General features: G+C 49.2%; 16 protein-coding genes and 1 pseudogene. 11 read left to right on the plus strand and 6 right to left on the minus strand.

The genetic code is table 11. The features are described 5' to 3' along the window. The first annotated feature begins 378 nt into the window (after positions 1 to 378). On the plus strand, positions 379 to 1569 hold the full coding sequence (locus QNH46_RS05345; protein WP_283927198.1) for a NupC/NupG family nucleoside CNT transporter: 1191 nt from the start codon (positions 379 to 381) through the stop codon (positions 1567 to 1569). 136 nt (positions 1570 to 1705) lie between these two features. Here the strand turns inward: QNH46_RS05345 and QNH46_RS05350 are convergent, their stop codons facing one another. Genes QNH46_RS05350 through QNH46_RS05360 form a run of 3 tightly spaced genes read right to left on the minus strand, consistent with a single transcriptional unit; the run spans position 1706 to position 4934 of the window. Then, positions 1706 to 2695: a 2,3-diaminopropionate biosynthesis protein SbnB gene (locus QNH46_RS05350; RefSeq protein WP_283927199.1), complete on the minus strand. Its 990-nt coding sequence runs from the start codon at positions 2693 to 2695 to the stop codon at positions 1706 to 1708. Positions 2696 to 2727: 32 nt separating this feature from the next. Next, entirely contained in the window at positions 2728 to 3690 is a 963-nt protein-coding gene (sbnA, locus tag QNH46_RS05355) for a 2,3-diaminopropionate biosynthesis protein SbnA (protein WP_283927200.1), read from the minus strand. Positions 3691 to 3707: 17 nt separating this feature from the next. Beyond that, positions 3708 to 4934, minus strand: coding sequence for a phenylacetate--CoA ligase family protein (locus QNH46_RS05360; protein ID WP_283927201.1), 1227 nt, complete (start codon positions 4932 to 4934; stop codon positions 3708 to 3710). A 160-nt stretch (positions 4935 to 5094) separates the two neighbouring features. Here QNH46_RS05360 and QNH46_RS05365 point away from each other — a divergent pair, with 160 nt between their 5' ends. Beyond that, entirely contained in the window at positions 5095 to 5880 is a 786-nt protein-coding gene (locus QNH46_RS05365) for a YheC/YheD family protein (protein WP_283927202.1), read from the plus strand. Positions 5881 to 5969: 89 nt separating this feature from the next. Here the strand turns inward: QNH46_RS05365 and QNH46_RS05370 are convergent, their stop codons facing one another. Further along, a complete protein-coding gene (locus QNH46_RS05370; RefSeq protein WP_283927203.1) occupies positions 5970 to 7001 on the minus strand; it encodes a serine hydrolase in 1032 nt (343 codons plus the stop codon). A 247-nt stretch (positions 7002 to 7248) separates the two neighbouring features. Further along, positions 7249 to 7572 (minus strand): annotated as a pseudogene (locus QNH46_RS05375) (guanine deaminase); the annotation flags it as partial. A 244-nt stretch (positions 7573 to 7816) separates the two neighbouring features. On the opposite strand from QNH46_RS05375, the gene QNH46_RS05380 reads away from it, so the two are divergent. Continuing rightward, entirely contained in the window at positions 7817 to 8986 is a 1170-nt protein-coding gene (locus QNH46_RS05380; RefSeq protein WP_283927204.1) for an aminotransferase class I/II-fold pyridoxal phosphate-dependent enzyme, read from the plus strand. Positions 8987 to 9052: 66 nt separating this feature from the next. Here the strand turns inward: QNH46_RS05380 and glf are convergent, their stop codons facing one another. Beyond that, positions 9053 to 10156: a UDP-galactopyranose mutase gene (glf, locus tag QNH46_RS05385; RefSeq protein ID WP_283927205.1), complete on the minus strand. Its 1104-nt coding sequence runs from the start codon at positions 10154 to 10156 to the stop codon at positions 9053 to 9055. A gap of 211 nt (positions 10157 to 10367) precedes the next feature. Here glf and QNH46_RS05390 point away from each other — a divergent pair, with 211 nt between their 5' ends. The 8 genes from QNH46_RS05390 (at position 10368) to QNH46_RS05425 (ending at position 23828) form a co-directional block, all read left to right on the plus strand. After that, a complete protein-coding gene (locus QNH46_RS05390) occupies positions 10368 to 11249 on the plus strand; it encodes a LysR family transcriptional regulator (RefSeq protein WP_283927206.1) in 882 nt (293 codons plus the stop codon). A gap of 227 nt (positions 11250 to 11476) precedes the next feature. Next, positions 11477 to 14302 (plus strand): glycoside hydrolase family 3 N-terminal domain-containing protein, encoded by a 2826-nt coding sequence (locus QNH46_RS05395; RefSeq protein WP_283927207.1) that lies wholly within the window; start codon positions 11477 to 11479, stop codon positions 14300 to 14302. 72 nt (positions 14303 to 14374) lie between these two features. Beyond that, the gene (locus QNH46_RS05400; protein ID WP_283927208.1) at positions 14375 to 16798 is read left to right on the plus strand and encodes a beta-glucosidase family protein; all 2424 of its coding nucleotides are present in this window, start codon (positions 14375 to 14377) and stop codon (positions 16796 to 16798) included. A 30-nt stretch (positions 16799 to 16828) separates the two neighbouring features. Continuing rightward, positions 16829 to 17434, plus strand: a complete 606-nt coding sequence (locus QNH46_RS05405; RefSeq protein WP_213592931.1) for a hypothetical protein — start codon at positions 16829 to 16831, stop codon at positions 17432 to 17434. A 12-nt stretch (positions 17435 to 17446) separates the two neighbouring features. Then, positions 17447 to 18463, plus strand: coding sequence for a glycosyltransferase family 2 protein (locus QNH46_RS05410; protein ID WP_283927209.1), 1017 nt, complete (start codon positions 17447 to 17449; stop codon positions 18461 to 18463). A 163-nt stretch (positions 18464 to 18626) separates the two neighbouring features. Beyond that, the gene (locus QNH46_RS05415) at positions 18627 to 21062 is read left to right on the plus strand and encodes a beta-glucosidase family protein (protein ID WP_283927210.1); all 2436 of its coding nucleotides are present in this window, start codon (positions 18627 to 18629) and stop codon (positions 21060 to 21062) included. Positions 21063 to 21251: 189 nt separating this feature from the next. Further along, positions 21252 to 22502 (plus strand): GGDEF domain-containing protein, encoded by a 1251-nt coding sequence (locus tag QNH46_RS05420; RefSeq protein WP_283927211.1) that lies wholly within the window; start codon positions 21252 to 21254, stop codon positions 22500 to 22502. Positions 22503 to 23105: 603 nt separating this feature from the next. Then, a complete protein-coding gene (locus QNH46_RS05425; protein ID WP_283927212.1) occupies positions 23106 to 23828 on the plus strand; it encodes an alpha/beta hydrolase in 723 nt (240 codons plus the stop codon). Positions 23829 to 23843 lie beyond the last annotated feature (15 nt).

Genomic DNA, 23843 nt, shown 5'->3' on the forward strand with positions numbered 1-23843 from the left:
GAAGGAAATCAATGTATTATCCAGTCTATATTTTGACATATTAACTATCTGAGTAGGTGCGGGAAGGGTAATGGTTTTTATATTTGTGGTGGGGATTATTTTGGGAAAATCCACATAAGATTATTAAAATGAATCATCGCATTTCGGTAGGAGCGGGGGGAGAAATGGATGAACGGCTATAGGTCTGGGCGAATTTGACTGATCGAATATGGATAAAATGGACAAGCTAATAATAACGGTGGAGAACATCGCAGAATATTGCTGCCGCCCCATGGCACTAGCAGCCTTAATATGCTGTAAGCGTATTTGATACGGGCATCTTTCAATGAGTTAGTAAGCATACGAAAGGGCTCAGAAGCAGAGCAAGGAGGACTTGAAATGAAATATATAATTGCTATTGCCGGTCTGGTGGCTGTATTCGCAATGACCTATTTTGCGAGTAATGACCGGAGCCGTATCCGCTATCGGCCGCTAGCACAAATGATTATTTTACAGATTGTCCTGGCGTTTTTATTGTTGAACACGACGCTGGGCGAGACTTTGATCCGGGGATTTACTGCTGTGTTCGAAGCGCTGCTGGCCTACGCGGCAGAAGGGGTTAATTTTGTGTTCGGCGGAATCATGAATGAGGGCCAGACCTCACAGTTTTTTCTGATGGTTCTGATGCCGATTGTGGTTATTTCAGCGCTGATAGGCATTTTGCAATATCTGAAGATCTTACCGTTTATTATCAGATATATCGGACTTGCGCTTAGCAAGGTAAACGGCATGGGCAAGCTGGAATCGTATAATGCGGTTGCTTCCGCGATTTTGGGGCAATCTGAAGTATTTATTTCTGTGAAAAAACAGATTGGAATGCTGCCGGAGCGTCGTCTGTATACGCTGTGCGCTTCTGCTATGTCGACGGTTTCCATGTCCATCGTCGGGGCGTACATGACGATGATCGAGCCGAGATATGTCGTCACGGCGCTTGTACTGAACCTGTTTGGCGGTTTTATTATCGCATCGATTCTGAATCCGTATAGGGTATCGAAGGAAGAGGACATTCTTGAGGTTCAGAAAGAGCGTAAGCAATCGTTCTTCGAGATGTTGGGCGAATATATTATGGATGGGTTCAGGGTGGCGATTACGGTCGCCGCGATGCTAATCGGCTTTGTCGCCCTGATTGCCTTGATAAACGGCTTGTTCGGGAGTTTGTTCGGTATTACGTTCCAGCAAATTTTGGGTTATATTTTTTCACCGTTTGCCTTCCTTATGGGCGTGCCTTGGAAGGAAGCCGTCGAAGCCGGCAACATTATGGCAACGAAAATGGTGGCCAATGAATTCGTGGCGATGCTTGATCTGTCGACCATGACAAAGGAAGGCGTATTATCTGCACGGACGATTGGTATCGTATCCGTCTTCTTGGTCTCGTTCGCGAACTTTTCGTCGATCGGCATCATTTCCGGGGCTGTGAAGGGGCTGCATGAAGAGCAGGGGAATACGGTCGCCCGCTTCGGTCTCCGCTTGCTGTATGGGGCCACGTTGGTTAGCGTACTGTCGGCTACGGTCGCTGGTCTGTTCCTGTAAGGAACCGCACTTCAAGGAAAAGAGTTCAATTTGGATCTCAAGTTTAACCCAAAAAGATGCCACTAGGCATCTTTTTTTAATTTTCCGCCTTCAACGATTAAATTATCCAGGTAACCGACTAAGCGCCATTTCCGTTTCATCTATCCGCCAAATTCAACCCGATCCCTAGCGACTGTGCTTTCTCCACCCAGTAGGCTGCTGTTGCTATATCGAACACGGCCATTCCCATCGGGCAAAATAAAATAGACTCACCCTCTGTAAACCTCCCCAGAGCGTCCCGGCAGACGACATCAGCCAGCGAACATGTATCGTCCTTCGCAAGTCCCCGCTCCAGATGCAGCAGCTCGATATCGGTGTTTTCACGGCATACCTCATCCCAATCATCGACGACGATGGCCTGTATTTGCTCCAGAGCCGATACTTTATAGTCGCGCAGGGACACATCAAGCAGCAGGCTGCCGGCAAGCGGCGGCTGGTCGATGTAACGATGATCGCTCACGGTACACGTTATGATGACATTGCAGCTGCTGTACAGCTCCTGCCAGCTCTCAGCGAATCGTGTACGGCCGCGATAGTCTGCATCTGCTTCGTCAATAACATGCATCCCCAGCTTGGCTCCTCTAATATCGTAGATAAGAACCTCGTCAATACATTCCCCGAATAGCTTGCCGCACATGTCATAATGATGCTGTCCAACCGGTCCAAAACCAATGATGCCAGCCCGTATCCGCTCTGCGGCAGGGCGCGCCTGCATATAATGGCGCAGCATGACCGCACTCACGGCAACCGTCCTGGCCACACTCGGCAGTGGCGAGTTCAGAATGGCGTAAGGCACGCCTGTATCGACCTTATTAAGCAATAGCACGCTATGCGCTCTCGGCAGTCCACTTAACGTATTGCCGGGAAAACTGGCGATCCATTTCAGGCCCGCCGCTTGCACGGTACCTCCGACATAAGCGGGCATCGCGATAATCCGGTTAGCCGGATTGCCGTAGCGGAGGTAAGGCTTGATGGGCTGCGCATAATCGCCTGAATCTATGAGCCGCAGCGCCTCTGCGATGCGGCTCTCCAGCTCCTTCCAGCACAACCCGATAGTCTGCAGATGATTATTGTCCAAATAAAGCATGGACCTGCCCCTTTCTATTTTCAGAGATCACTTTACAGAGAACCGGTGTTCAGATGTTGCGCCACCCATTCATCGTTGTACACCGTATCCATATAACGCTCACCGCGATCATGGAGGATCACGACGCATACCGAATTATCCGGTATTTCATGGAACAAAGCTTCTTTAAGGGCATAAACGACGGCGCCTGAAGAAGGACCGGCGAGGATGGCTTCATGCTGTACAAGCATGCGGCAGCCCGTTACCATATCGGCTTCTTTGACCTGAATGGCGTAGTCCGTAAATTTGCTTTGGTTAAATGGGGGAACGATGCCGGCGCCAAGGCCGGGGAAGAAGCGCTTGCCTTTCGTTCCGCCAAGGATGACGCTGCCAACGGCGTCGACAGCGACGATTGCAGTATCCAGCTGCTGCTCCTTGACAAAGGTGGCGCAGCCCAGCATCGTCCCGCAGGTGCTGACGCCGCCAATAACGTAGTCGACTTGGCCCAACTCGGCGATGATTTCCCGCATTGTCCCGTCTTTATGAGACAAGTAGTTGTTTTCATTCTCATACTGGTTGGGCCAGAAGCTGTTCGGGATACTCTGAACGAGCTGTCTGACCCTGTTCAACCTGGCCGGAAGGAACTCGCCGGTTTCAGGGTCGGGCTGCTCTACAAGCTCGACATCGGCCCCATAAGCACGTATGATGCGGATATTTTGGGGCGCTGTTTTTGGATCGACAACGCTAATGAAGCGCATACCCAGTCGGGAGCAGATGGCAGCCAGACTGATCGCCATATTGCCCGAGCTGGATTCGACAATGACCGAGCCGGGACCGATTAAGCCTTGCTCCAGCGCTGCCGAAATAATACGCACAGCGGGGCGATCCTTGGCGCTTCCGTTCGGATTCAGCATTTCAAGCTTGGCGTGGACGGCAATACCGCGATCGTTGGCGAAGAGGCGGGAGAGCCGAACAAGCGGGGTGTTACCGATACAAGAAAGCCAATCTTTGGTCATGGATGTCATTACGCCTCCTAGTTATACAGTTTTTTGGACTTCACGGAGCCTTGCCCTTGGTGAAAAGGCTCACTTTCTTTCACATGAATAACCTCAATACGATCGAGCATACGGCTGTCAATCATCTGTCCGATCGCTTCAATCGTATGCTCAATCGCATACCGGATGGAGCTCAGCAGCTCGTTATTGAGCGACTGGCTGCGAATGCGGACGGTTAGCTTGTTGTCGTCTACGCTGACGCGCAGCTCGGCATCCTTGACGAAGGTATGCACGACGTTCTCGATGTCGTACAAGCTGATTTTCTCGCCATGCTTGAGCTCGCTGCCGATTCGCTTGGAGATGCAAGTGAACGCCTGCCGCATCGTCCCGTCAATCTCTACGGTGCGGAAATCTCGCACAACATCGTAGGTGACATAACGGATGACAGGGAACAAGCTGCGTTCGCTGGAGGTTAGTACGAGAACTCCCTCGTTGTCTGCCAGCGGCTCGAAGCGAGGGTCAAGCTGCTCGGCGCGGACCGTCTCTGCATGGATCCCGTCAGCGAACAGATAGACGCCATGCTGGTGGGAATAGGAGGCAATCGCACCTATCTCGATGGAGCCAACCGTATCGAGAATATCCTGTGCATCTATGCCGAATCGCGCTGCCATATTGGCCTGCCAGGCGGGTGAAGCCAATTCTCCGACTAGAATAATTCTACGGATCCCAAGTGACGCAGGATCCCCGGCGGCTCGGGCAATAGCTTCCAGAATGGAAGGCATCGTGTATAGCAGCTCGGGCTTGAATGCGTTAATTCGGGCGATATGCTCTTCAATGGGTCTGGCGAAGGAAATCGACTCTGTCTGCAGGCCAAGCTCGTGAAAAATCGTATTGGCCGTGCTTGCCGCATGACCGGTGCCTACATCAGAGAAAGCTCTTTGAATCTGCAAAGGGCTGGATGCTAGCCACGTACGGTAGCAAGTCATTTTGGCAATCCGATAATGCTCTTCGTCTTCTGGTGAATAATAGATCGATTTACGTATGCCGGTTGAGGTTCCAGATGTCCGGTAGACGGTAAGGCCAGTCTCTGTTCGCGGCTTCTGCTTGTAATAGATTGTATTCAGAAGTTCCTCGGTAAGGAGCGGGAGTTCGGACAAAACTGCAGTATGAGGCTGGATGCCCAGCTCTGCAAGCAGATCGCCATAGGCGGGATGCAACTGAATGATGCGAGCCAGATGCTGTTGAAGCGAAGGGATAGGCGCCATATCGTTATTAAGCCTCCTAAACATAGATAGTGGACGCAGCTCTTCCAACTGCTAGTCAATTAAGCATATGGCAAATCCTTTCGTCCCGTGCCGACAGCGGCCTACACCATTTTTTTTGTTTCGAACGTATGCTGGAGTAAAAGGGAAAAGGAGGGATAGCATGAGGTTTCGTAAGAAGGATAAATGGACCAAGGACGTGATTATGCGAAAGGAACAAATGCTGCGGAAGCATATGCCACCGACAAGAATCGCCACGAAGAAGCAACTGCATAGCATGCTTTTGAAGCACGGAATGGTCTACGTGAAGCCAGATGGCGGGACGCAGGGAAAGGGCGTCATGAGGGTGGAGTTGAGAAAATTCGGAAAGCGGAGATATGTATACCAGGTTGGCGAACGCAGGCGGGAATTCGCAACCTATAACAGGGCCTATGAAGCTATAAGCAAGGAGATGAAGGGCAAGCGGCATGTCGTTCAGAAGGGGGTTTGGCTGCTTAAGCATAAAGGGCGTCCATTCGATATCAGGCTCATGATTCAACGGCGGCCTAGGGGCGGCTTTGAAACGACCGGTACATTTACCAGAGTGGCACATCCCCGCAAAATCGTGACGAATGGAAGCCAGGGTGGCACGATTTATGCAACCGATGACGTATTGCGCCAGTATGCCGGAACCGCTAAGCGTAAGGAATTGTATCGCCGCATGGACGATCTTGCGCAACGGACCATGAGGCGGCTGCGGGGCGCATTCCCTAGCATTAAGGAGCTTGGTCTCGATTATGCCATCGACAGCAGACTGAAGCCATGGATTCTTGAGGTGAACACGAAGCCGGATGCGGCTCCGTTTACGCTGCTGAAGGATCGGAGCATCGTCCGGCGGATCGTCCGATATGGCAAAGCGTATGGCAAAACTTATAAGCTAGTTTGCAAAAAAGCCAAGCGCGGCGTATAAAGTCGTAACTTGCGCCAGAACTAAAGATCATGGCAACCGCTAACCTCGCCATCGGCGAGGTTTTGTATGTTGTATAGTCATCTATTTTTTTACCAAGTGGAACGAAATGTATCGCATATTCCATTTTCATTGACGTTAAATTCGATCAGAAACTGGGCATCGTTTTGTTCGTCGACTACTTTAAAGATGTTCTGATTATAGTGATATATCGGCAACTCGGCATCTTTATAATTTAAGAATAATGAGCCTTCCTTCTCGCAAATCACGGCACTTCCGTAGGCTGGATGGTTAAACTCCCCTAAGTAACAGGATATGGGATGTGAAGGTTCCGGATCATCCATATCGGTGATGGAGTAATCGGAATTGCGCATACTGGCCAGAGCTTGGTGGAGCTGCTCGTTTTTAACCTTAAATCTTGTATTCCAGTCAATCGGTCCTAGGCCTAAAATTTGATCATACATATGATAGGCGATGCATTCCGGAAGCTGGGTTACTTCCTTATTAGTTAGAATAACGATACCGATATCGTTGTCTGGCATAAATGAAATATGAGTACTGTAACCGGCTGTATTCCCTCCATGACTAATCAGTTTGCGGCCACGGTATACTTCGACGAACCATCCTAAGCCGTAAAAAGTATACGGAATGTCCGGGAAATCCCCAGGGCCGACCACAATTTGAGGAAATAGCATTTCATTGAGCTGCGCTTCTGAAATAATAGATTTTCCATGTATCTCTCCATGATTTAATAGTAGAGATAGCCAGGCAGATAAATCAGTTACATTGGAAATAATAGACCCGGCAGGACCTTGGATATCTAGATTGGTGAGTGGGATCTCGATGATTTCATCATCAACGGCAGTGTAGGGCAACGCGTAATTGTTCACATGCTGCAAATCCTCGACGGAGAAGAGAGTGGAGGACATTTCAAGCGGCTCAAAGATCTTGTTCTTTACCCATGCTTCCCATGTCATCCCTGTTTGCTGTTCGATAAAAAAGCCTATGAATATATACATGATGTTGGAATACTGCCACACATAACGGACGGGGAGATTGGGATCGAGAAATCGAAGACTTTCGGCAATTTCCGCTCGCGTGAGGGTTGTATTGTGAAGAACCATATCATGCCTCGGCAGTCCGGATCGATGACAGGCAATATTATAAAAATATACATCCATTTATAAAATGTCAAAATATGATAGTTAAGGTTAGTTTCACCCCTAACGCGAATGCACCCTCTCACCCTGCACCCACACCTCGCGGATATGCTCAGGCCTAACCAGATACATCATTTTCTGAAACACGTCGTCCATGTTTTCATTTTCATTAAAAATCGGCAATTTGGCGGATGGCAGCTTTGTATCGATGATCTGAGAATTTAGACTCCAGCGGGAAGGTATACGTATTAAGCCAGTCATAGAGCGGGATGTCCAGCGCAGTTCCGGACTGGGCCCATTGCGGGGCATGGACATGCAAATCGATAAAACGAGGGAGGAAATACTGGCCGTCAGCCAGCCGATGGAAATTACGCTTCCCTTGGTAACGATCCAGCAGAGGCTGATAGCCGGAATCCTCAGGTGAAACGATTTTTGCTATAACACCGTCTGCATGGATACAAAACAGATAATCCTTAAGGATGTGAATTTCTTTAGGGGATTTGCTGGAAAAAGCAGTGCCTTGAAATACTTGCAATTATCCATAAATACCGCCTTAATGTACGTATTTTAAATGTATTTTGTATTATAATTCGTGGAAAAGGAGAAGTCTATGATCAAAAAACGGATAGTTTCGGCGCGCTCTCCATAGGTACGGAACTTTTCCACAAATCATGGTTCATATCTATTCTATTTATGATAACCTTTTATTAATGGCAAGCATCCTGCAAGAGGATGAAGATCTGGGAAGATGAGTTGAAGTCAAAAAGGAGCAAACAAACATGCAGTTCGCAAAAAGAATGGATCGGTTTGGTGAAGGCATTTTTACTAAATTATCGGATATCAAACGCAGCAGATTGGATCGTGGCGAAACGGTGATCGACCTGAGCATCGGCACGCCGAATATTCCGCCGGGCAAGCATATTATCGAAGCCTTATGTACAGCCGCTGCCGATGAAAGAAACTACGTCTACGCTCTCAGCGATCAAAGCGCTTTATTGGAGGCGGTTAGCGGCTGGTATAAGGAGCGATATCAGGTGGCTCTGGATCCGAAGACGGAAGTTTGCTCGCTGTTAGGCTCGCAGGAAGGGCTGGCGCATATTTCATTGTCCATCGTGGATGAGGGAGACGTCGTGCTGGTGCCGGACCCTTGCTACCCAGTGTTTGCAGATGGCCCGCTGCTGGCCGGAGCGAAGCTTCACTATATGCCGCAGAAAAAAGAAAACGGCTATGTGATCAACTTGCAGGATATTCCCGAACAAGTAGCGCGGCAGGCCAAGCTGATGCTGGTTTCCTATCCGAACAACCCGACTACCGCCATGGCGCCGGATAGCTTCTATGTTGATCTGGTCGCCTTTGCGAAGAAATATGATATCATCGTTCTTCATGACAATGCCTACAGCGAATTGGTGTTTGATGGCAAAAGCTGCGGGAGCTTTCTAGCTTTCCCTGGCGCGAAAGACGTCGGCGTTGAGTTTAATTCCTTGTCCAAAACCTATGGGTTGGCTGGGGCAAGAATCGGCTTTTGCGTAGGAAATAAGGAGGTTGTCTCCCGCCTGAAGATACTGAAATCGAACATGGACTATGGCATGTTTCTGCCGATCCAGCAAGCCGCCATTGCCGCGATAACGGGGGATCAAAGCGGTGTAGCGGCGACACGCATAGCTTATGAGCACCGAAGAGATATTCTGTGCGATGGCTTGAGTGCGCTGGGATGGGAGATAGATAAGCCAGAGGCAACGATGTTCGTCTGGGCGGCGATTCCTGCCCATTATGAGACATCCGAGGACTTTGTCATGGACATGGTCACCAAAGCCGGAGTTATCGTTACCCCGGGCAGCGCCTTTGGCCCTGCGGGCGAAGGTTATGTAAGAATGGCTTTAGTTCAGGAGGAAGAGAACCTGAAGCAGGCGGTCGAGGCAATTCGCCTGAGCGGGATTTTAAATGTGTAATGTACAAAAAAACAACCCGCCTAGGTACAAAACCTGGTGCGGGTTATTTTTTAGTCTTATTAACACTCACTCCCCAAACTCCCGGCTCACCTCCGTTAGAGCCGCGCCGATGACTTGGTGCATATCGTAGTATTTGTAAGTAGCGAGGCGTCCCCCGAAGATGATGCGTTGCTCGCTGTCGGCAAGCGCTTTGTATTTCTTGTAAATTTCATTGTTTTTATCGTCGTTGATCGGATAATAGGGCTCGTCGCCCGGCTTCCATTCTGTCGGGTATTCCTCCGTGATAACCGTTTTCTCCTGCGTACCGAAATCGAAATGCTTGTGCTCGATGATCCGCGTATATGGCGTTTCCGGGTCCGTGTAATTGACGACGGCATTGCCTTGGTAGTTGGCCGTATCGTGCAGCACCTTCGTTTCGAACTGCAGGCTGCGGTATTCGAGCACGCCATATGCGTAATCGTAATATTGGTCGATCATTCCGGTGTACACGACTTTTTGGGCTGAGCGGAGCCATTCTTCTTTACGGTCAAAGAAATCGACATTCAGCTTGACCTCGATGCCTTCCAGCATCTTCTCGATGATCGCCCCATAACCGCCGATCGGAATGCCCTGGTAACGGTCATTGAAATAGTTATTGTCATAGGTGAAGCGGACGGGGAGCCGTTTGATGATGAAGGAAGGCAGGTCTTTGGCCGATCTTCCCCACTGCTTCTCGGTATAGCCTTGGATCAGTTTCTCGTAGATATCGGTTCCGACAAGCGAAATCGCTTGTTCCTCCAGATTTCTTGGCTCGATGATGCCGGCGGCCTGCCTTTGCTCCTCAATTTTGAGCTTGGCTTCGTCCGGGGTGACGACGCCCCACAGTTTATTGAAGGTGTTCATGTTGAAGGGCAGATTATATAATTCCCCTTTATAATTGGCGATCGGTGAATTGGTGAACCGGTTGAATTCGGCGAATTGATTCACATAATCCCAAATGGCCTTGCTGTTCGTGTGGAAAATATGAGCCCCGTACTTGTGCACATGGATGCCCTCGATTTCTTCGGTATATACGTTTCCGCCAATATGGTCTCTTTTGTCGATGACAAGGCATTTCTTGCCCCTCTTGTTCGCTTCATAGGCGAAGACCGCTCCGAACAGACCTGCGCCCACCACTAAATAATCATACATGTCCATACTCCCTTGATCGATCGTTATTTCACATCTTAGCATAAATCGCAGGCTGTGAACTACAGCTTGGCCAAAGGGGAGGGATTGCTATAAAGTAAAGTATGCTATACTATCAATGCAATTGGGTCTGGTAGAATGACCCTGATCTAAGGCGTAAATTCAGCACAGCTACCTTTGGCTAAGGGGTGTCCGGAAATAGGGGGTTAGCCGATTGAACACAGAGGCATTGGAATATTTCATCAAGGTATATGAGAAAAATAGTGTTACTGCGGCGGCGAAAGACCTGTTTATTACCCCTCAGGGTGTAAGCAAGACCATCAGGCAGCTGGAGATGGAGCTGGAAGCTGAATTATTCTACAGAAGCTCTCGCGGCATGGAGGCCACCAAAGCGGGCGAGCTCCTATATGCCAGGGCTAAACATATTCATTATTTGATTGAGGATATCAAGAAGGAAATCAGCATTATCAGCGGAAAAAAGGGCAGCCTGAACGTAGTAATTACATATTCCATAACATCGATCCTACCGGTGGATTTTTTATATGATTTCTCTAAACAATATCCAGATATTCAAATCAAGCTGAAAGAGTATCCCGACGAGTATCCGTTAACCCAAATATTCCAGGAGGAAGTGGACGTCGGCTTGGTCATTGGGACGGAAGAGATCGAGAATTGCGAATTTGAATTGATTGCCGAAGGCCAAGTCGTGGTCATCGTCTCGAAGAGCCATCCGTTAGCCAGCAAACAAGAAATTTCAGTCACCGATCTGGATAACGAAACTTTGGTCATAAAGACGGCAGGTGAAGGGAAGGAAAACGGTTTTATCGAGAAATGCCTTGAACAGGGCTTCTCGCCCCATGTCATGCATGAATTCGGCAATATTATCTCCGCCCATCGATTATGCGAGAGAAATGGAGCCGTGGCCGTTTCTATTGATTTTGTGGAGGAGTCGCTCAAGAATGATAACTTAAAGCTGATTAGACTGAAGGAGAAGATTCCTCAGGATATTTATCTGGTTTCTAGAAAGAGAGGTATCCAGTCTAAAGCAGTGGCCTTATTTCAAAGATACGTCAAGGATCGATGCAAGTCGTTTTGATGGGAGAAGTCTTCCGTCAGGACGGCTTTTTTTAGTAGTCAACTAAAAGTTGCCGCCCCTTAACGTTTGGTTGATTCTATATTCATTCTGTTTACGTTAAGCTTACATTGCAGTCAACATGAACGCTCATCCATGATTTGCTGCTCATGAAAGCGTTTCAAACTAACTGGATAATGGGGGCAAGAAAGTTTATGTCTGGTAAATCGAAAAAAAGGTTTCGTGTGATTATGAGTTCTCTGCTGGTACTCGTACTGCTTATCGGCACAGGGGCTAACATTGCACTAGCCTACTACTCGGATGTCATTACAGCATATTTCTCCAAAATCGACATCACGACGCCGGAGGCGCAAAAAGCGCGGGCTAACTCAGAAGTGGTGTCGGAGCTGATCACGGATGAAGGGATTGTTCTTCTCCAGAATCATGACAACATGCTGCCGATGACGACGAACAAAAAAGTCAATGTGTTTGGATGGAGTTTTACGGCGCCTGTATACCTGGGCTCTGGTTCCGGTGCAGCAGACTCGTCCACGGCTGTAACGCCAAAGGCGGGTCTGGAAGCAGCCGGTTTTGAGATCAACGAGCAATTATATAACGATTACGTAGCAACAGGCCTCGAAAGACCAGTATCGGGAATTGAGGGATATGACTGGACGATTCCAGAACCCGTAGCTTCCGAGTTCTATACCGAGGAAAGAATGAAGCAAGCCACCGAGTTCTCGGATACGGCGATCATCTTCCTTGCCCGTGCGGGTGGAGAAGGGACGGATCTTCCGGCGGTATTGGACGGTCCGGATACCTATGATCCGAATGGAACGACGATGGGACCTAGCGGTGAACGTTTCGGGAATCCTGACGATCTGGATCCTAATAAGCATTACCTGGAGCTGTCCAATCGGGAGCTTGGCATGATCGATGCGGTTACGAAGCATTTTGACAAAATCATCGTCATCGTGAACGGCTCAAATACGTTTGAACTGGATTGGGTCAAGAAATACGACCAAATCAAGAGCATTGTGACGGTCGCTGGACCGGGACAAAAAGGTTTTGCTTCACTTGGCAAAATTCTAGCGGGACAGCTCAATCCGTCAGGCAAGACGGTGGACTTGTTCGCGACAGATATGCTTGATGCGCCGGCAATGAAGAATTTTGGCGATTTGCGCTATGTCCTGGATAACGGTGACGGTACATATGCTTTGGCCGTAGATAAAAACAACGTTCCGCTGACTTACGTCAACTACACCGAGGGGATTTATGTAGGCTATCGCTACTACGAGACTGCAGCGGCTGAAGGTGCGATCAACTATGACGAGAAGGTCATGTTCCCGTTCGGACATGGTTTAAGCTACACGACATTCGAACAAGAGGTTGTTCCGGACAGCTTAAAGTGGAATGATACGGACATTTCGGTTGACATCAAAGTGACGAATACAGGCTCCATGGAAGGAAAGGAAGTTGTACAGCTCTACTATTCCGCACCTTACACTGGAAAAATTGAAAAGTCTTCTGTCGAGCTGGCTGCTTTTGCCAAAACAGGTGTAATTCATCCAGGAGATTCGGAGACGTTGACCCTGACTTTTAAAGTAGAAGATATGGCTTCCTATGATTATGCCAAAGTCTTCAGCCCAACCGGTTCTTATGTTCTTGAAGCAGGCGAATATAAGCTCATGCTGATGAAGAACTCGCATGACAAAATCGCTGATGTAGGTTCGAAGAACTTGACGGAAGTGGTGTTTGACCAGAACGGCCGTTCTTCGGATCAGCAAATAGCGGTCAATCAGTTTGATGATCTGGTCACCGGGGAGGGCAGCATTCCAGCATACCTATCCCGGGCAAATGGTTTTGCGAATATGGATGTCCTGAACACCAATGAAGTCCTTCAAGCGAAGAATGCTGATGGTGCTGTAGAGGAAGTAAAGGGTACGGTCGTGAACGCTGCATTCGTCGACTATGTGAACAGCAAGCGTTATGACATTCCTGCGGACGAGCAGCAGAGTGCGCCGACGACGGGAGCGGATCATGGAAAGACATTAAAGGATTACGTCGGTGTCGATTATGAGGATGCCAGCTGGAACGAGCTGCTGGATCAGTTGTCAGTCCATGACCTGGTTTCGATCGGGACGCTTGGCGGTTATCGTACCGTCGAAGTGGCATCTGTCGGCAAACCGGCAACGACAGACTATGATGGACCAGCGGGCATCAGCGCTCTGTTGTCCAAGAATCCGATGTCGGGAATCGCCTTCCCTTCAGAGACGATGCTTGGACAAACATGGAACCTGGAGCTTGTCGAGAAGATGGGCGATGCCGTAGGCGCAGAAGCGAAAGCATACGGAGTAAGCGGCTGGTATGCACCAGGTGTTAACATCCATCGCACCGCATTCTCCGGCAGAAACTTCGAATATTATTCCGAGGACGCTCTTCTTTCCGGCAAGATGGCTGCCGCTGTGACTAAGGGCTACCAAAGCCATGGCGGATTCGTCTACATGAAGCACTTTGCGCTAAATGATCAGGAGAAAAACCGTACACTAGGCGTTCTAACCTGGAGCAACGAACAAGCGATCCGCGAAATCTACCTGAAGGCATTTGAATATGCGGTGAAGGAAGGGGGCGCGAAAGGGGCAATGTCCGCATTCAACAGCATTGGACATACATGGGCAGGTGCGAGCCCGGCCCTGATGAAAGAAGTGCTTCGCAACGAATGGGGCTTCAAGGGGATCGTCAATACAGACTTCTTTATTGGTCCTTCTTATCCCTATATGACCGCTGAGCTTGCTTTCCGTGCAGGCAACGATATCCTTCTTACCGGGGTTGCACCTTACGGCGTACCGGAAGTCAATGCAAAGAGTAATGATACATTATGGGCCATGAGAGACAACGCACACAACGTGCTGTACACCGTAGCGAACAGCAACGGAATGGAGAACGGGATGAGCACGGATTTGGCGGACTGGGTGAAGATTACGATTGCAGTAGATATCCTTATCGTGATTGGTGTTGCCGCCGGCTTCTACTTCTTATTCCGCAAACGGAAACCGGCCGCTGCGGCAACAGCTTAAATTATTGAACAAATTGATAAAACACTTTGGCGGTACTCTTCAGGGTACCGCCAAAAACAAAAGGAAGAGACGATGAAACATACTGAACTTATAAAGAAAATGACGCTGGAAGAAAAAGCATCTTTGATGTCGGGAAAAGACTTCTGGCAGACGCAGAATATTGATCGACTCGGCATTCCTAGTATATTCCTTGCAGATGGCCCGCACGGCATTCGCAAGCAGCAGGCCGCAGCCGATCATTTAGGGTTGAATGAGAGTATTCCTGCGACATGTTTCCCAACGGCGGCTGCAGTGGCAAATAGCTGGAACGTGGAGTTAGGAGAACGAATCGGAAATTACCTTGGCAAAGAAGCCGTTGCCCAGAAAGTCAACGTGCTGCTCGGCCCGGGGGTCAATATGAAGCGCAGCCCCCTATGCGGAAGAAACTTTGAGTATTTTAGTGAGGATCCCTATCATGCCGGCAAAATGGCTGCAGGGTATATCCGGGGAATTCAATCGCAGGGCATTTCGGCTTGCGTAAAGCATTTTGCCGCGAACAACCAGGAAGAAAGACGGATGTCGATCGATACGATCGTAGATGAGAGAACGCTAAGGGAAATCTATCTGACGGCTTTTGAGATTGCGGTTGCGGAAGGCAATACGAAGACCGTCATGTCTTCTTACAATAAGCTGAACGGCGAATATACGAATGAGAATTTGCACTTGATGCGGAAAATCCTCCGCGATGAATGGAATTTCGAAGGAGTGGTCGTCACCGATTGGGGCGGCAGCAATGACCGTGTGGCCGGATTGATCGCCGGCAATGAGCTTGAAATGCCAACGACGGCGGGAGAGACGAATGAAGACATTATTCGAGCCGTACGCAGCGGTTTGCTGAAAGAGGAAGTATTGGACGAATGCGTGGACCGGCTGCTGGAGCTTATTTTTACGACAGAAGCAGTTTATGAGAAATCCCCGAGCAAAGGGTTCAATATGAAAGAGCATCACAGGGCAGCCCAGGAAGCGGCTGAGGAATCGATTGTACTGCTGAAAAACGAAGGGGATATATTGCCGCTGCAGGCTGGTGTGAAAGTAGCGGTCATTGGGGATTTTGCGCAGCAAGCCAGATATCAGGGAGCAGGGTCATCGATCGTCAATCCGACGATACTGGATCACACCCTGAATTGCATTGAGGAATCGGGCATCGTTAGCATTGGATTTGAGCCTGGATTCGAGCGTTACGGAAAGAGAAACCAGCGGAAGATCGATAAGGCGTGCGCTCTTGCCGAGAAGGCGGAAGTCGTTCTGCTGTATATGGGCTTGGATGAAGTGACGGAGGCGGAGGGACTGGACAGGCAGAACATGAAAATCCCTCAGAACCAGATCGATCTGCTTCACGCCCTGCATAAAGTGAATTCGAATATTGTGGTCGTTCTCTCCTGCGGCTCTGCGGTAGAGATGCCATGGATTGATAAAGTGAAGGGACTGATCCACGGTTATTTGAGCGGTCAGGCAGGAGCAAAAGCCATTCTTCGTGTATTAACCGGCGAGGTGAACCCATCCGGTAAACTGGCGGAAACATATCCTCTCCGTTATGAAGATACACCGACCTACCGTCATTTCCCGGGCAAAGAAGTGAGCGTGGAGTACAGGGAAGGACTGTATATTGGCTATCGATATTATGATACGGCGAATGTGAAGGTTCTTTTCCCGTTTGGCTATGGTCTCAGTTACACCACCTTTGAATACTCCGATATTCAGATTATCCCTGAAGGCGTGGCCTTCAAAATAACGAACACGGGAACCAGAGCCGGAGCAGAGGTAGCGCAGCTTTACGTCGGCTGCAATTCAGCTGATATATTCAGACCAAGGAAAGAATTAAAGGGATTCGCCAAAGTATCATTGCAAGCGGGCGAGTCCAGAACCGTACTGATCCCTTTTGACGATAAAACATTCCGTTATTTCAACGTAAAGACAAATCAATGGGAAATCGAAGAAGCTCAGTATGAGATCATGATTGGCGCATCCAGCGCGGATATCCGGTTAAAGGGCATTCATGCCGTTAAAGGAACGAACGCTCCGCTGCCGTATGACAAGGAGAAGCTGCCATCGTATTACTCCGGACAGGTTGGCCAAGTGAGCCAGGAGGAATTCGAGAGCCTGCTTGGGCACAAGGTTCCCGCAGCGTCCTGGGACCGTACGAAGCCGCTCGGCTACAACGATACGATTGCCCAATGCCAGTATGCCAGAAGCGCCTTTGCTAGATTCGCATTTCACGTCATCGCGTTTGCCCATAGGTTCTTGTGGAAGATAGGCAAGCGGAGTACCGCCAATCTGATCATGATGTCTGTCTATCATATGCCGTTCAGGGGAATTGCGAGAATGACGGGCGGTATCGTGAATATGCCGATGCTGGACGGGCTGCTGATGGTAGTCAACGGCCAGTTCTTCAAAGGCTTCCGGCATTTCTTCAGAGAGAGGGGCAAAATGCTGAAGGTCGCTAAACAGAACAATTAAGTCTTGCATCAGCGACAGAGGAGTGGGAAAATGAGTTCTAAAAAAAATATAGCCGGCCCGCTGGGGCTATGGGCCAGATACAAGGAGAAACACCCCAATATTGCGCAATTTCTTGTATTCTTTATACTAAGTAATGGAATCACTGTTCTGCAGCTTGTATTAATGCCTGTATTCAAGAGTCTGTTCGCCAAGACAGCGCTAGTAAACACCAGCTTCCAGGTGCTGCAGTTCGGGCATAACTTTGACGGAAGTGCCTATTATGTGTTCGATTATGCCGCAGGCTCCCTTACCACGGGCGGAGGAGGAGGCCTGGCCTACTTCCTCGCGGTGCAAATCACCCTGGCTATCGCCCAGATTATCAATTTCTTCGCTCAGCGGAGCATTACGTTCAAATCGAACAGCAACATCTGGCAGGCGGCCTTCTGGTATGTCGTGGCTTATATTGTCATAACGATTGGAGCGGCAGCGGCTCAGGGCTTCTACAAGGCACCTATTTACAACTTGTTCATAAATACCTGGGAAATGGGCGCGGTAGGGGAAACGACGGCAGACGTCATTACGATGATTATTAACAGTGCGATTTCGTTTTGGGTATTCTTCCCGATTTTCAAAGTTATTTTCAAACAAAAATCATAGGGTAGTGTTAGCATGAAATTATTATCCGTAGCGATCCCTTGCTATAATTCGCAGGATTATATGAGATATTGCATTGAATCCCTTCTGCCAGGGGGGGAGGATGTCGAGCTGCTTATCGTCAATGATGGATCATCTGATCGCACGGCGATGATTGCCGATGAGTACGCCAGGCGTTATCCAACGATCGTTAAAGCGATCCACCAGGAGAACGGCGGACACGGAGAGGCGGTCAATGCCGGGCTCCGGAATGCAACGGGATTGTATTTCAAGGTCGTGGACAGCGATGATTGGGTAGACGTTAGGGCTTATCTGAAAATTTTGCAAACCTTGCAGGAGTTACAGAATGAAGACAAAATCGTAGATATGGCAATCAGCAATTTTGTCTATGAAAAGGAAGAAAACAGCTACAGAAAGATCATGAAGTATAGCGGAGTGCTTCCGGAAGGCAAAATTTTCACCTGGGATGACGTGAAGCCTTTTCGCAAAGGCCAATATCTCCTGATGCATTCCATCATATACCGGACGCAGATGCTCAAGGATTGCGGTCTGGAGCTGCCTAAGCATACCTTCTATGTCGATAATTTATTCGTATATGTGCCGCTCGTACATGTGAAGAAGATGATTTATATGAATGTCGATTTCTACAGATATTTCATCGGCCGGGAAGATCAGTCCGTGCAGGAGAGCATCATGATCAAGAGGATTGATCAGCAGCTCAAAGTGAACAAATTGATGGTCAGGCAGGTAGACATGGACAGCATTCCCCATCCTAATCTCCGCCGCTATATGTTCGCTCATCTTGAGATTGTAACGGTAGTCTCGGCGATTCTGTTGATCCGTTCCGGGACAGCCGAGAACCTAATGAAGAAAAAAGAGCTGTGGAAGTTCATTAAGGATACGGATATCAAGCTGTATCAAGAGCTTAAGTACGGATTTATGGGCAGGCTGATCCATTTGCCGGGACGAGCCGGCCGTCTGATTTCCGTAGGAGCATACAAAATATCGCAAAGACTAGTTGGGTTTAACTAACAGACAAAGCAGGAGCCTGAAGAGGCGTCCTGCTTTTTTAAGATACTAGTAATAGAGTCTTTCGCTATTTCCCGCACTTGGTGTGCTATAGAATGTGTATAGATAATATAGTAGAATATTTTACAGTACGTCATACCGTCCAATACACTGAAGAGGAATAGAGATGAAGTATAGAGAATTGATTGCGCAAATGACGTTGGAAGAGAAAGCTTCCTTAATGTCAGGCAAGGATTTCTGGCAAACGCAGGACATTAGCCGGCTGGGCATACCCAGCATATTTCTTGCCGATGGACCTCATGGCATCCGAAAACAGGCCGTGGCCGCGGATAAGCTGGGCCTGAATGCCGGGGTTCCCGCAACCTGTTATCCGACGGCAGCGACGGTAGCTAACAGCTGGAATGTGGAGTTGGGGGAGAAGGTCGGAGAGTACTTGGGGGAAGAGGCGATTTCCCAGAAGGTCAACGTCCTGCTCGGCCCTGGCGTGAACATGAAGCGTAATCCCTTATGCGGAAGAAACTTCGAATACTTCAGCGAGGACCCTTATCTGGCCGGCAAGATGGCCGCCAGTTATATTAGAGGCATCCAGTCGCAGGGAATTTCCGCCTGCGTCAAGCATTTTGCCGTGAACAATCAAGAAGAGAGACGGATGTCCATCGACACGATCGTCGACGAAAGAACCCTGAGGGAAATTTATTTGACCGCCTTTGAAATTGCGGTAAAGGAAGGCCGGACGAAGTCAATCATGTCTTCCTACAATAAAATAAACGGTACATATGCAAATGAGAACATGCATGTAATGCAGGATATTTTACGCGGCGAATGGGGCTACCAGGGCGTCGTCGTCACGGATTGGGGCGGCAGCAACGACCGGGTGTCAGGGCTTCTGGCCGGCAATGAACTGGAGATGCCGACGACGTCGGGGGAGACGGATCAAGAAATCATCGAAGCCGTTCAAAGCGGGAGAATTCCTGAAGAGGTGCTGGACGAATGCGTGGACCGGCTCCTTGACCTTATTTTTTCAACGGAGGCCGTATATCAGCGGCCCCGGCTGGAGTTCAATGTGGAGCAGCACCACCGGGTATCGCAGAAGGTCGCGGAGGAGTCCATCGTCCTGCTCAAGAACGAGGGGAACATCCTGCCGCTCAAATTCGGCAAGAAGGTAGCTGTTATCGGTGATTTTGCCAAGGATGCGCGATATCAAGGGGCGGGGTCGTCGATCGTTAACCCGACGATTCTGGATCATACCTTGGACTGCTTCGAGGAGTCGGGTATCGTGAGCATCGGCTATGAGCCGGGCTTTGAGCGCTACGGCAGGAGGAATCCGCGCAAAATCGCCAAAGCCTGCGCGCTAGCAGAGAAAGCCGACGCCGTGCTGCTGTATCTCGGTCTGGATGAAGTGACGGAGGCCGATGGTCTGGATAGAAAGAGCATGCAAATTCCAGAGAACCAGATCGACTTGCTTCACGCCTTGCATGAGGTGAATCCGAATATAATTGTGATTCTTTCCAGCGGCTCCGCGGTGGAAATGCCATGGATTGGCAAAGTGAGAGGATTGCTGCATGGTTACTTGGGAGGCCAGGCAGGAGCGAGAGCTATCCTTCGGGTATTATCCGGCGATGTTAATCCTTCGGGCAAGCTGGCCGAGACGTATCCGCTTCGTTATGAGGATACTCCCTCGTTTCGCTATTTTCCGGGGAACGAATTGACGGTTGAATATCGGGAGAGCATGTATATCGGTTATCGTTACTACGATACGGCGGATGTGGATGTGCTGTTCCCCTTCGGATACGGCCTCAGCTATACTACCTTCGACTATTCGGATATCAAGGTCGGCAAGTCGGGGGTTACCTTCACATTAACCAACTCGGGTGACCGGGCCGGCATGGAGGTTGCGCAGCTGTATGTCGGTTGTAAGTCCAGCGATATATTTAGGCCGCGCAAAGAGCTGAAGGGCTTTGTTAAAGTATTTATCAATGCCGGCGAGTCCAAGACAGTGACGATTCCTTTTGACGATAAGACGTTTCGTTATTTCAATGTGAAGACCAATGCGTGGGAAATTGAAGAAGCGGAATACACGATTATGGTTGGAGCCTCCAGTGCAGATATCCGGTTGGCCGGTTACCTTCATGTGATGGGTACGGGGGCGCCCGCTCCTTATGAGAAGGACAAGCTGCCGTCCTATTACTCTGGCCGGATCAGCGATGTCGGCGTTGACGAATTTGAGCATCTGATCGGCCGGAAGGTGCCGGTGGCTACGTGGGACAGATCCAAGCCGCTGGGCTATAATGATACGATCGAACAATGCCAGTATGCGAAGGGCGCTGTTGCCAGACTGGCCTATCATTTGATTGTGTTCGCCTATTGGTTCCTGAGAAAAATCGGTAAACGAAGCACAGCGAATCTGATCATGATGTCCGTCTACCATACCCCGTTCAGGGGAATCGCCAGAATGACGGGCGGCGTGGTGAACATGGCTATGGTGGATGGCCTTCTGTTGATCGTCAACGGCCGTTTCTTCAAGGGCTTGCGTCATTTTTTGAAGGAGCGAAGCCGTAAAGTGAAGGCAGAGAAGATGCGCTGGCAGAAGAATGGGCAATAATTCAGATCCTAGCAGCGGGCTATAGCCATAGCCCGTTGTTTTTTTATTTATAAAAGAAATCCCATAGAGCTGGAAGTATTTCCGGTCGCATTTGTCCTTGCCGCCAGTTCATAGATAATAATGCTGCATAATTTCTAAGTTGGTGCTTTGTTTGAGCCGATAATAAATATGAAGCAAAAGTAAAACATCATGAAGGGAATCATTTACTTGAAGACTACGGTTCGGAACGTCCTTAAGCTTGTTCTCCCATTTCTATTAATGGCTGCGGCCTATTATTTCTATAAGGAAACCCGTACGCTGGCACGGGCGCAGCTGGATATTATCGAGCTGTCCCCCTATGTGATCTTCGCCGTGGGGGCCGTCATCTCGTGGAAATTCAATCGGAGCAGGGAATTTTTTAACTTCGTCGTCCTTGCCCTTGCTTTGGCGTCCATCGAATATTTGCCCGGTATGGCGAAGCCTTCTTTCCCGATCGCTGCGAACGATATTTATACGCTGATCTCCTTATTGATTCCGCTAAACATCGGTCTGTTCTCTTTATTTAGGGAGCGGGGAATACTGAGCCTATGGGGAGTGCTCCGCATCGGAATGATCCTCTCCCAGGTGTTGATTGCGATATGGCTGCTGCGTCCCGAGCAGGGCGTTTTCCTTTCTTTGATCACAAAAGACATGCTTCCTGTCAGCCTTACTTCTATTACACCAATAAGTCAGCTGTCCGTCAGCATCTTCCTGATCGCTCTAGTCCTGCTCATCACGAGGCAGGTCAAATACAAGACGTCCCAGGATATCGCGTTTATTGCCGTGTTGTGCGCTTTGTTCTATGTGCTGCACGAGAATCGAGACCCGATGATGTATGTGGTGTTTTTTGCCGTTTCCGGCATGGTTCTGGTGACTTCGATCATCCAGGATTCGTATTCGATGGCATTTACGGATGAGCTCACAGGTCTGCCCTCGCGGCGGGCTCTGAAGCAGGATATGATGAAGCTGGGCATGAACTATGTCATCGCCATGCTGGATATCGACCATTTCAAGAAGTTTAATGATACCTATGGTCATGATACGGGTGACGAGGCGCTAAAGCTGGTGGCTTCGGTCATTAAGGATGTGACAGGCGGGGGGAAATCCTACCGCTACGGCGGTGAGGAGTTCACGATTCTCTTTCCGGGGAAAAGCGTACAGGATGCGCTGCCGCATCTGGAGCAGCTGAGGGAGCAAATAGCCAAACGGCCGTTCACGCTGCGTAATCGCAAAGGGAGGGGCAAGAGCAAGTCCCGGCGCAAAACTCGAAATAGCAGAGCCGGGAAACAAATTTACATCACCGTGAGCATCGGTTTAGCTCAAAAAAGCGAGAAGCACAAGAAGCCGGATGCCGTCATGAAGTCGGCGGACACGGCCTTGTACCGGGCCAAGAAAAAAGGCCGGAACTGCGTGAGCAAATAGCGGAGAGAAGTACGGCTTATAAATTGTAGCGCTTTGTTTTATTCACTAAGCACGGTAATTGTTAGGGCCACGGTTAGTTAAAGAGGGTTAGATCGATGGTGGCGGCCATCCAGCCCCTGGTTTTACCAGGTGTTTAAAGCGGAATGTATTTTATCCAGCTAGTTAAGCCACTTTTGTTAAGAAGCCATGCGCTAAATGGAAAACATGCAGTTAGTTTGCCTGAATGGAGCTCATTCGCCGAAATAGCTTAAAACTAAATGTAGGTTTTGCGGTTAGTTCTCTCTAACTCGCCCAGAACCGCTGAACTAACTGCATGTAATACATCTAGTTGCCTGATCCTAACCATCTAGAAGGGAAACGTGAGGAAAGTGCCTTTTTTATTATCGATCATAGCTCTGGTTCAAAGATAAAACTGCGGCTATGCAGGATTTTTCCGTATTTTGAAGGGGCGAGCCTTTTTCTACGAGAATGCATTGGCATCAATAGAGCCACAAACTTATCTTCTAGAGGAAAATCCTTCATTTTTGCACCTTCCCTGGCCGATTTAGGTTAGAAGGCTATCTATCCGCAACATCAGCAAATCATAGGAGGTTAACCAGGCCCATGAAACCCAAAACAAAAAAACGGCTCAAAATCACGGCTATTAGCGTCCTCGCGTTGTTGCTCCTTGCCGTAGGCGCTTTTTACATATACACACTCAATGATTACCGGGCGGATGAAGCGGCGGTGCAAGCTATGGCTGGCGAAGAGAACCGTGTCGTTAGCAAAGATAAGATGTGGATCTTCTACCCGGAGCATCAGCAAGCCAGCGACACAGCTCTAATCTTCTACCCTGGCGGGAAGGTAGAGGCAACCGCATACGCCCCGCTGTTAAAGCAGTTGTCTCAGCAAGGGATAACCTGCGTTCTATTAAAAATGCCTTTTAATCTGGCGGTATTTGATATCCATGCAGCCGATCGCGTGTTCGAGCAGCTTCCGGAGGTGAAGCATTGGTATATTGGCGGGCATTCCTTGGGCGGGGCAATGGCGAGCAGCTACGCCGGCAAAAATAGCGGCAGAGTAGAAGGGATGATCCTGCTTGGAGCTTATTCCGTAGGCCCTACTGAGCTTCCGGCGCTTGCCATCTATGGCAGCGAGGATATGATCCTGGATACGTCCAAACTGGAGGCCACACCAAATCAGTATGTTATCGAGGGAGGTAACCACGCCTACTTCGGCAATTACGGAGAGCAGGATGGAGACGGAAAGGCAGAGATCACGAGGGAAGAGCAGCAGCGGCAGACCGTGGAGGAAATCATTGCATTCATTCTGGATGAAGAGAAGTAAAGGATTGCCGGGCAA

The sequence above is a fragment of the Paenibacillus woosongensis genome (assembly GCF_030122845.1).
GTDB lineage: Bacteria > Bacillota > Bacilli > Paenibacillales > Paenibacillaceae > Fontibacillus > Fontibacillus woosongensis_A.

Excerpts from the sequence above, each read along its gene's own strand:
- QNH46_RS05405 (WP_213592931.1), top strand. The coding sequence starts at position 16,829 with ATGAGTTCTAAAAAAAATATAGCCGGCCCGCTGGGGCTATGGGCCAGA.
- QNH46_RS05395 (WP_283927207.1), top strand. The coding sequence starts at position 11,477 with ATGAGTTCTCTGCTGGTACTCGTACTGCTTATCGGCACAGGGGCTAAC.
- QNH46_RS05420 (WP_283927211.1), top strand. The coding sequence starts at position 21,252 with ATGAAGGGAATCATTTACTTGAAGACTACGGTTCGGAACGTCCTTAAG.
- QNH46_RS05345 (WP_283927198.1), top strand. The coding sequence starts at position 379 with ATGAAATATATAATTGCTATTGCCGGTCTGGTGGCTGTATTCGCAATG.
- QNH46_RS05360 (WP_283927201.1), bottom strand. The coding sequence starts at position 4,934 with ATGGCGCCTATCCCTTCGCTTCAACAGCATCTGGCTCGCATCATTCAG.
- QNH46_RS05350 (WP_283927199.1), bottom strand. The coding sequence starts at position 2,695 with ATGCTTTATTTGGACAATAATCATCTGCAGACTATCGGGTTGTGCTGG.
- QNH46_RS05425 (WP_283927212.1), top strand. The coding sequence starts at position 23,106 with ATGAAACCCAAAACAAAAAAACGGCTCAAAATCACGGCTATTAGCGTC.
- QNH46_RS05365 (WP_283927202.1), top strand. The coding sequence starts at position 5,095 with ATGAGGTTTCGTAAGAAGGATAAATGGACCAAGGACGTGATTATGCGA.
- glf (WP_283927205.1), bottom strand. The coding sequence starts at position 10,156 with ATGTATGATTATTTAGTGGTGGGCGCAGGTCTGTTCGGAGCGGTCTTC.
- sbnA (WP_283927200.1), bottom strand. The coding sequence starts at position 3,690 with ATGACCAAAGATTGGCTTTCTTGTATCGGTAACACCCCGCTTGTTCGG.
- QNH46_RS05370 (WP_283927203.1), bottom strand. The coding sequence starts at position 7,001 with ATGGTTCTTCACAATACAACCCTCACGCGAGCGGAAATTGCCGAAAGT.
- QNH46_RS05380 (WP_283927204.1), top strand. The coding sequence starts at position 7,817 with ATGCAGTTCGCAAAAAGAATGGATCGGTTTGGTGAAGGCATTTTTACT.
- QNH46_RS05410 (WP_283927209.1), top strand. The coding sequence starts at position 17,447 with ATGAAATTATTATCCGTAGCGATCCCTTGCTATAATTCGCAGGATTAT.
- QNH46_RS05415 (WP_283927210.1), top strand. The coding sequence starts at position 18,627 with ATGAAGTATAGAGAATTGATTGCGCAAATGACGTTGGAAGAGAAAGCT.
- QNH46_RS05400 (WP_283927208.1), top strand. The coding sequence starts at position 14,375 with ATGAAACATACTGAACTTATAAAGAAAATGACGCTGGAAGAAAAAGCA.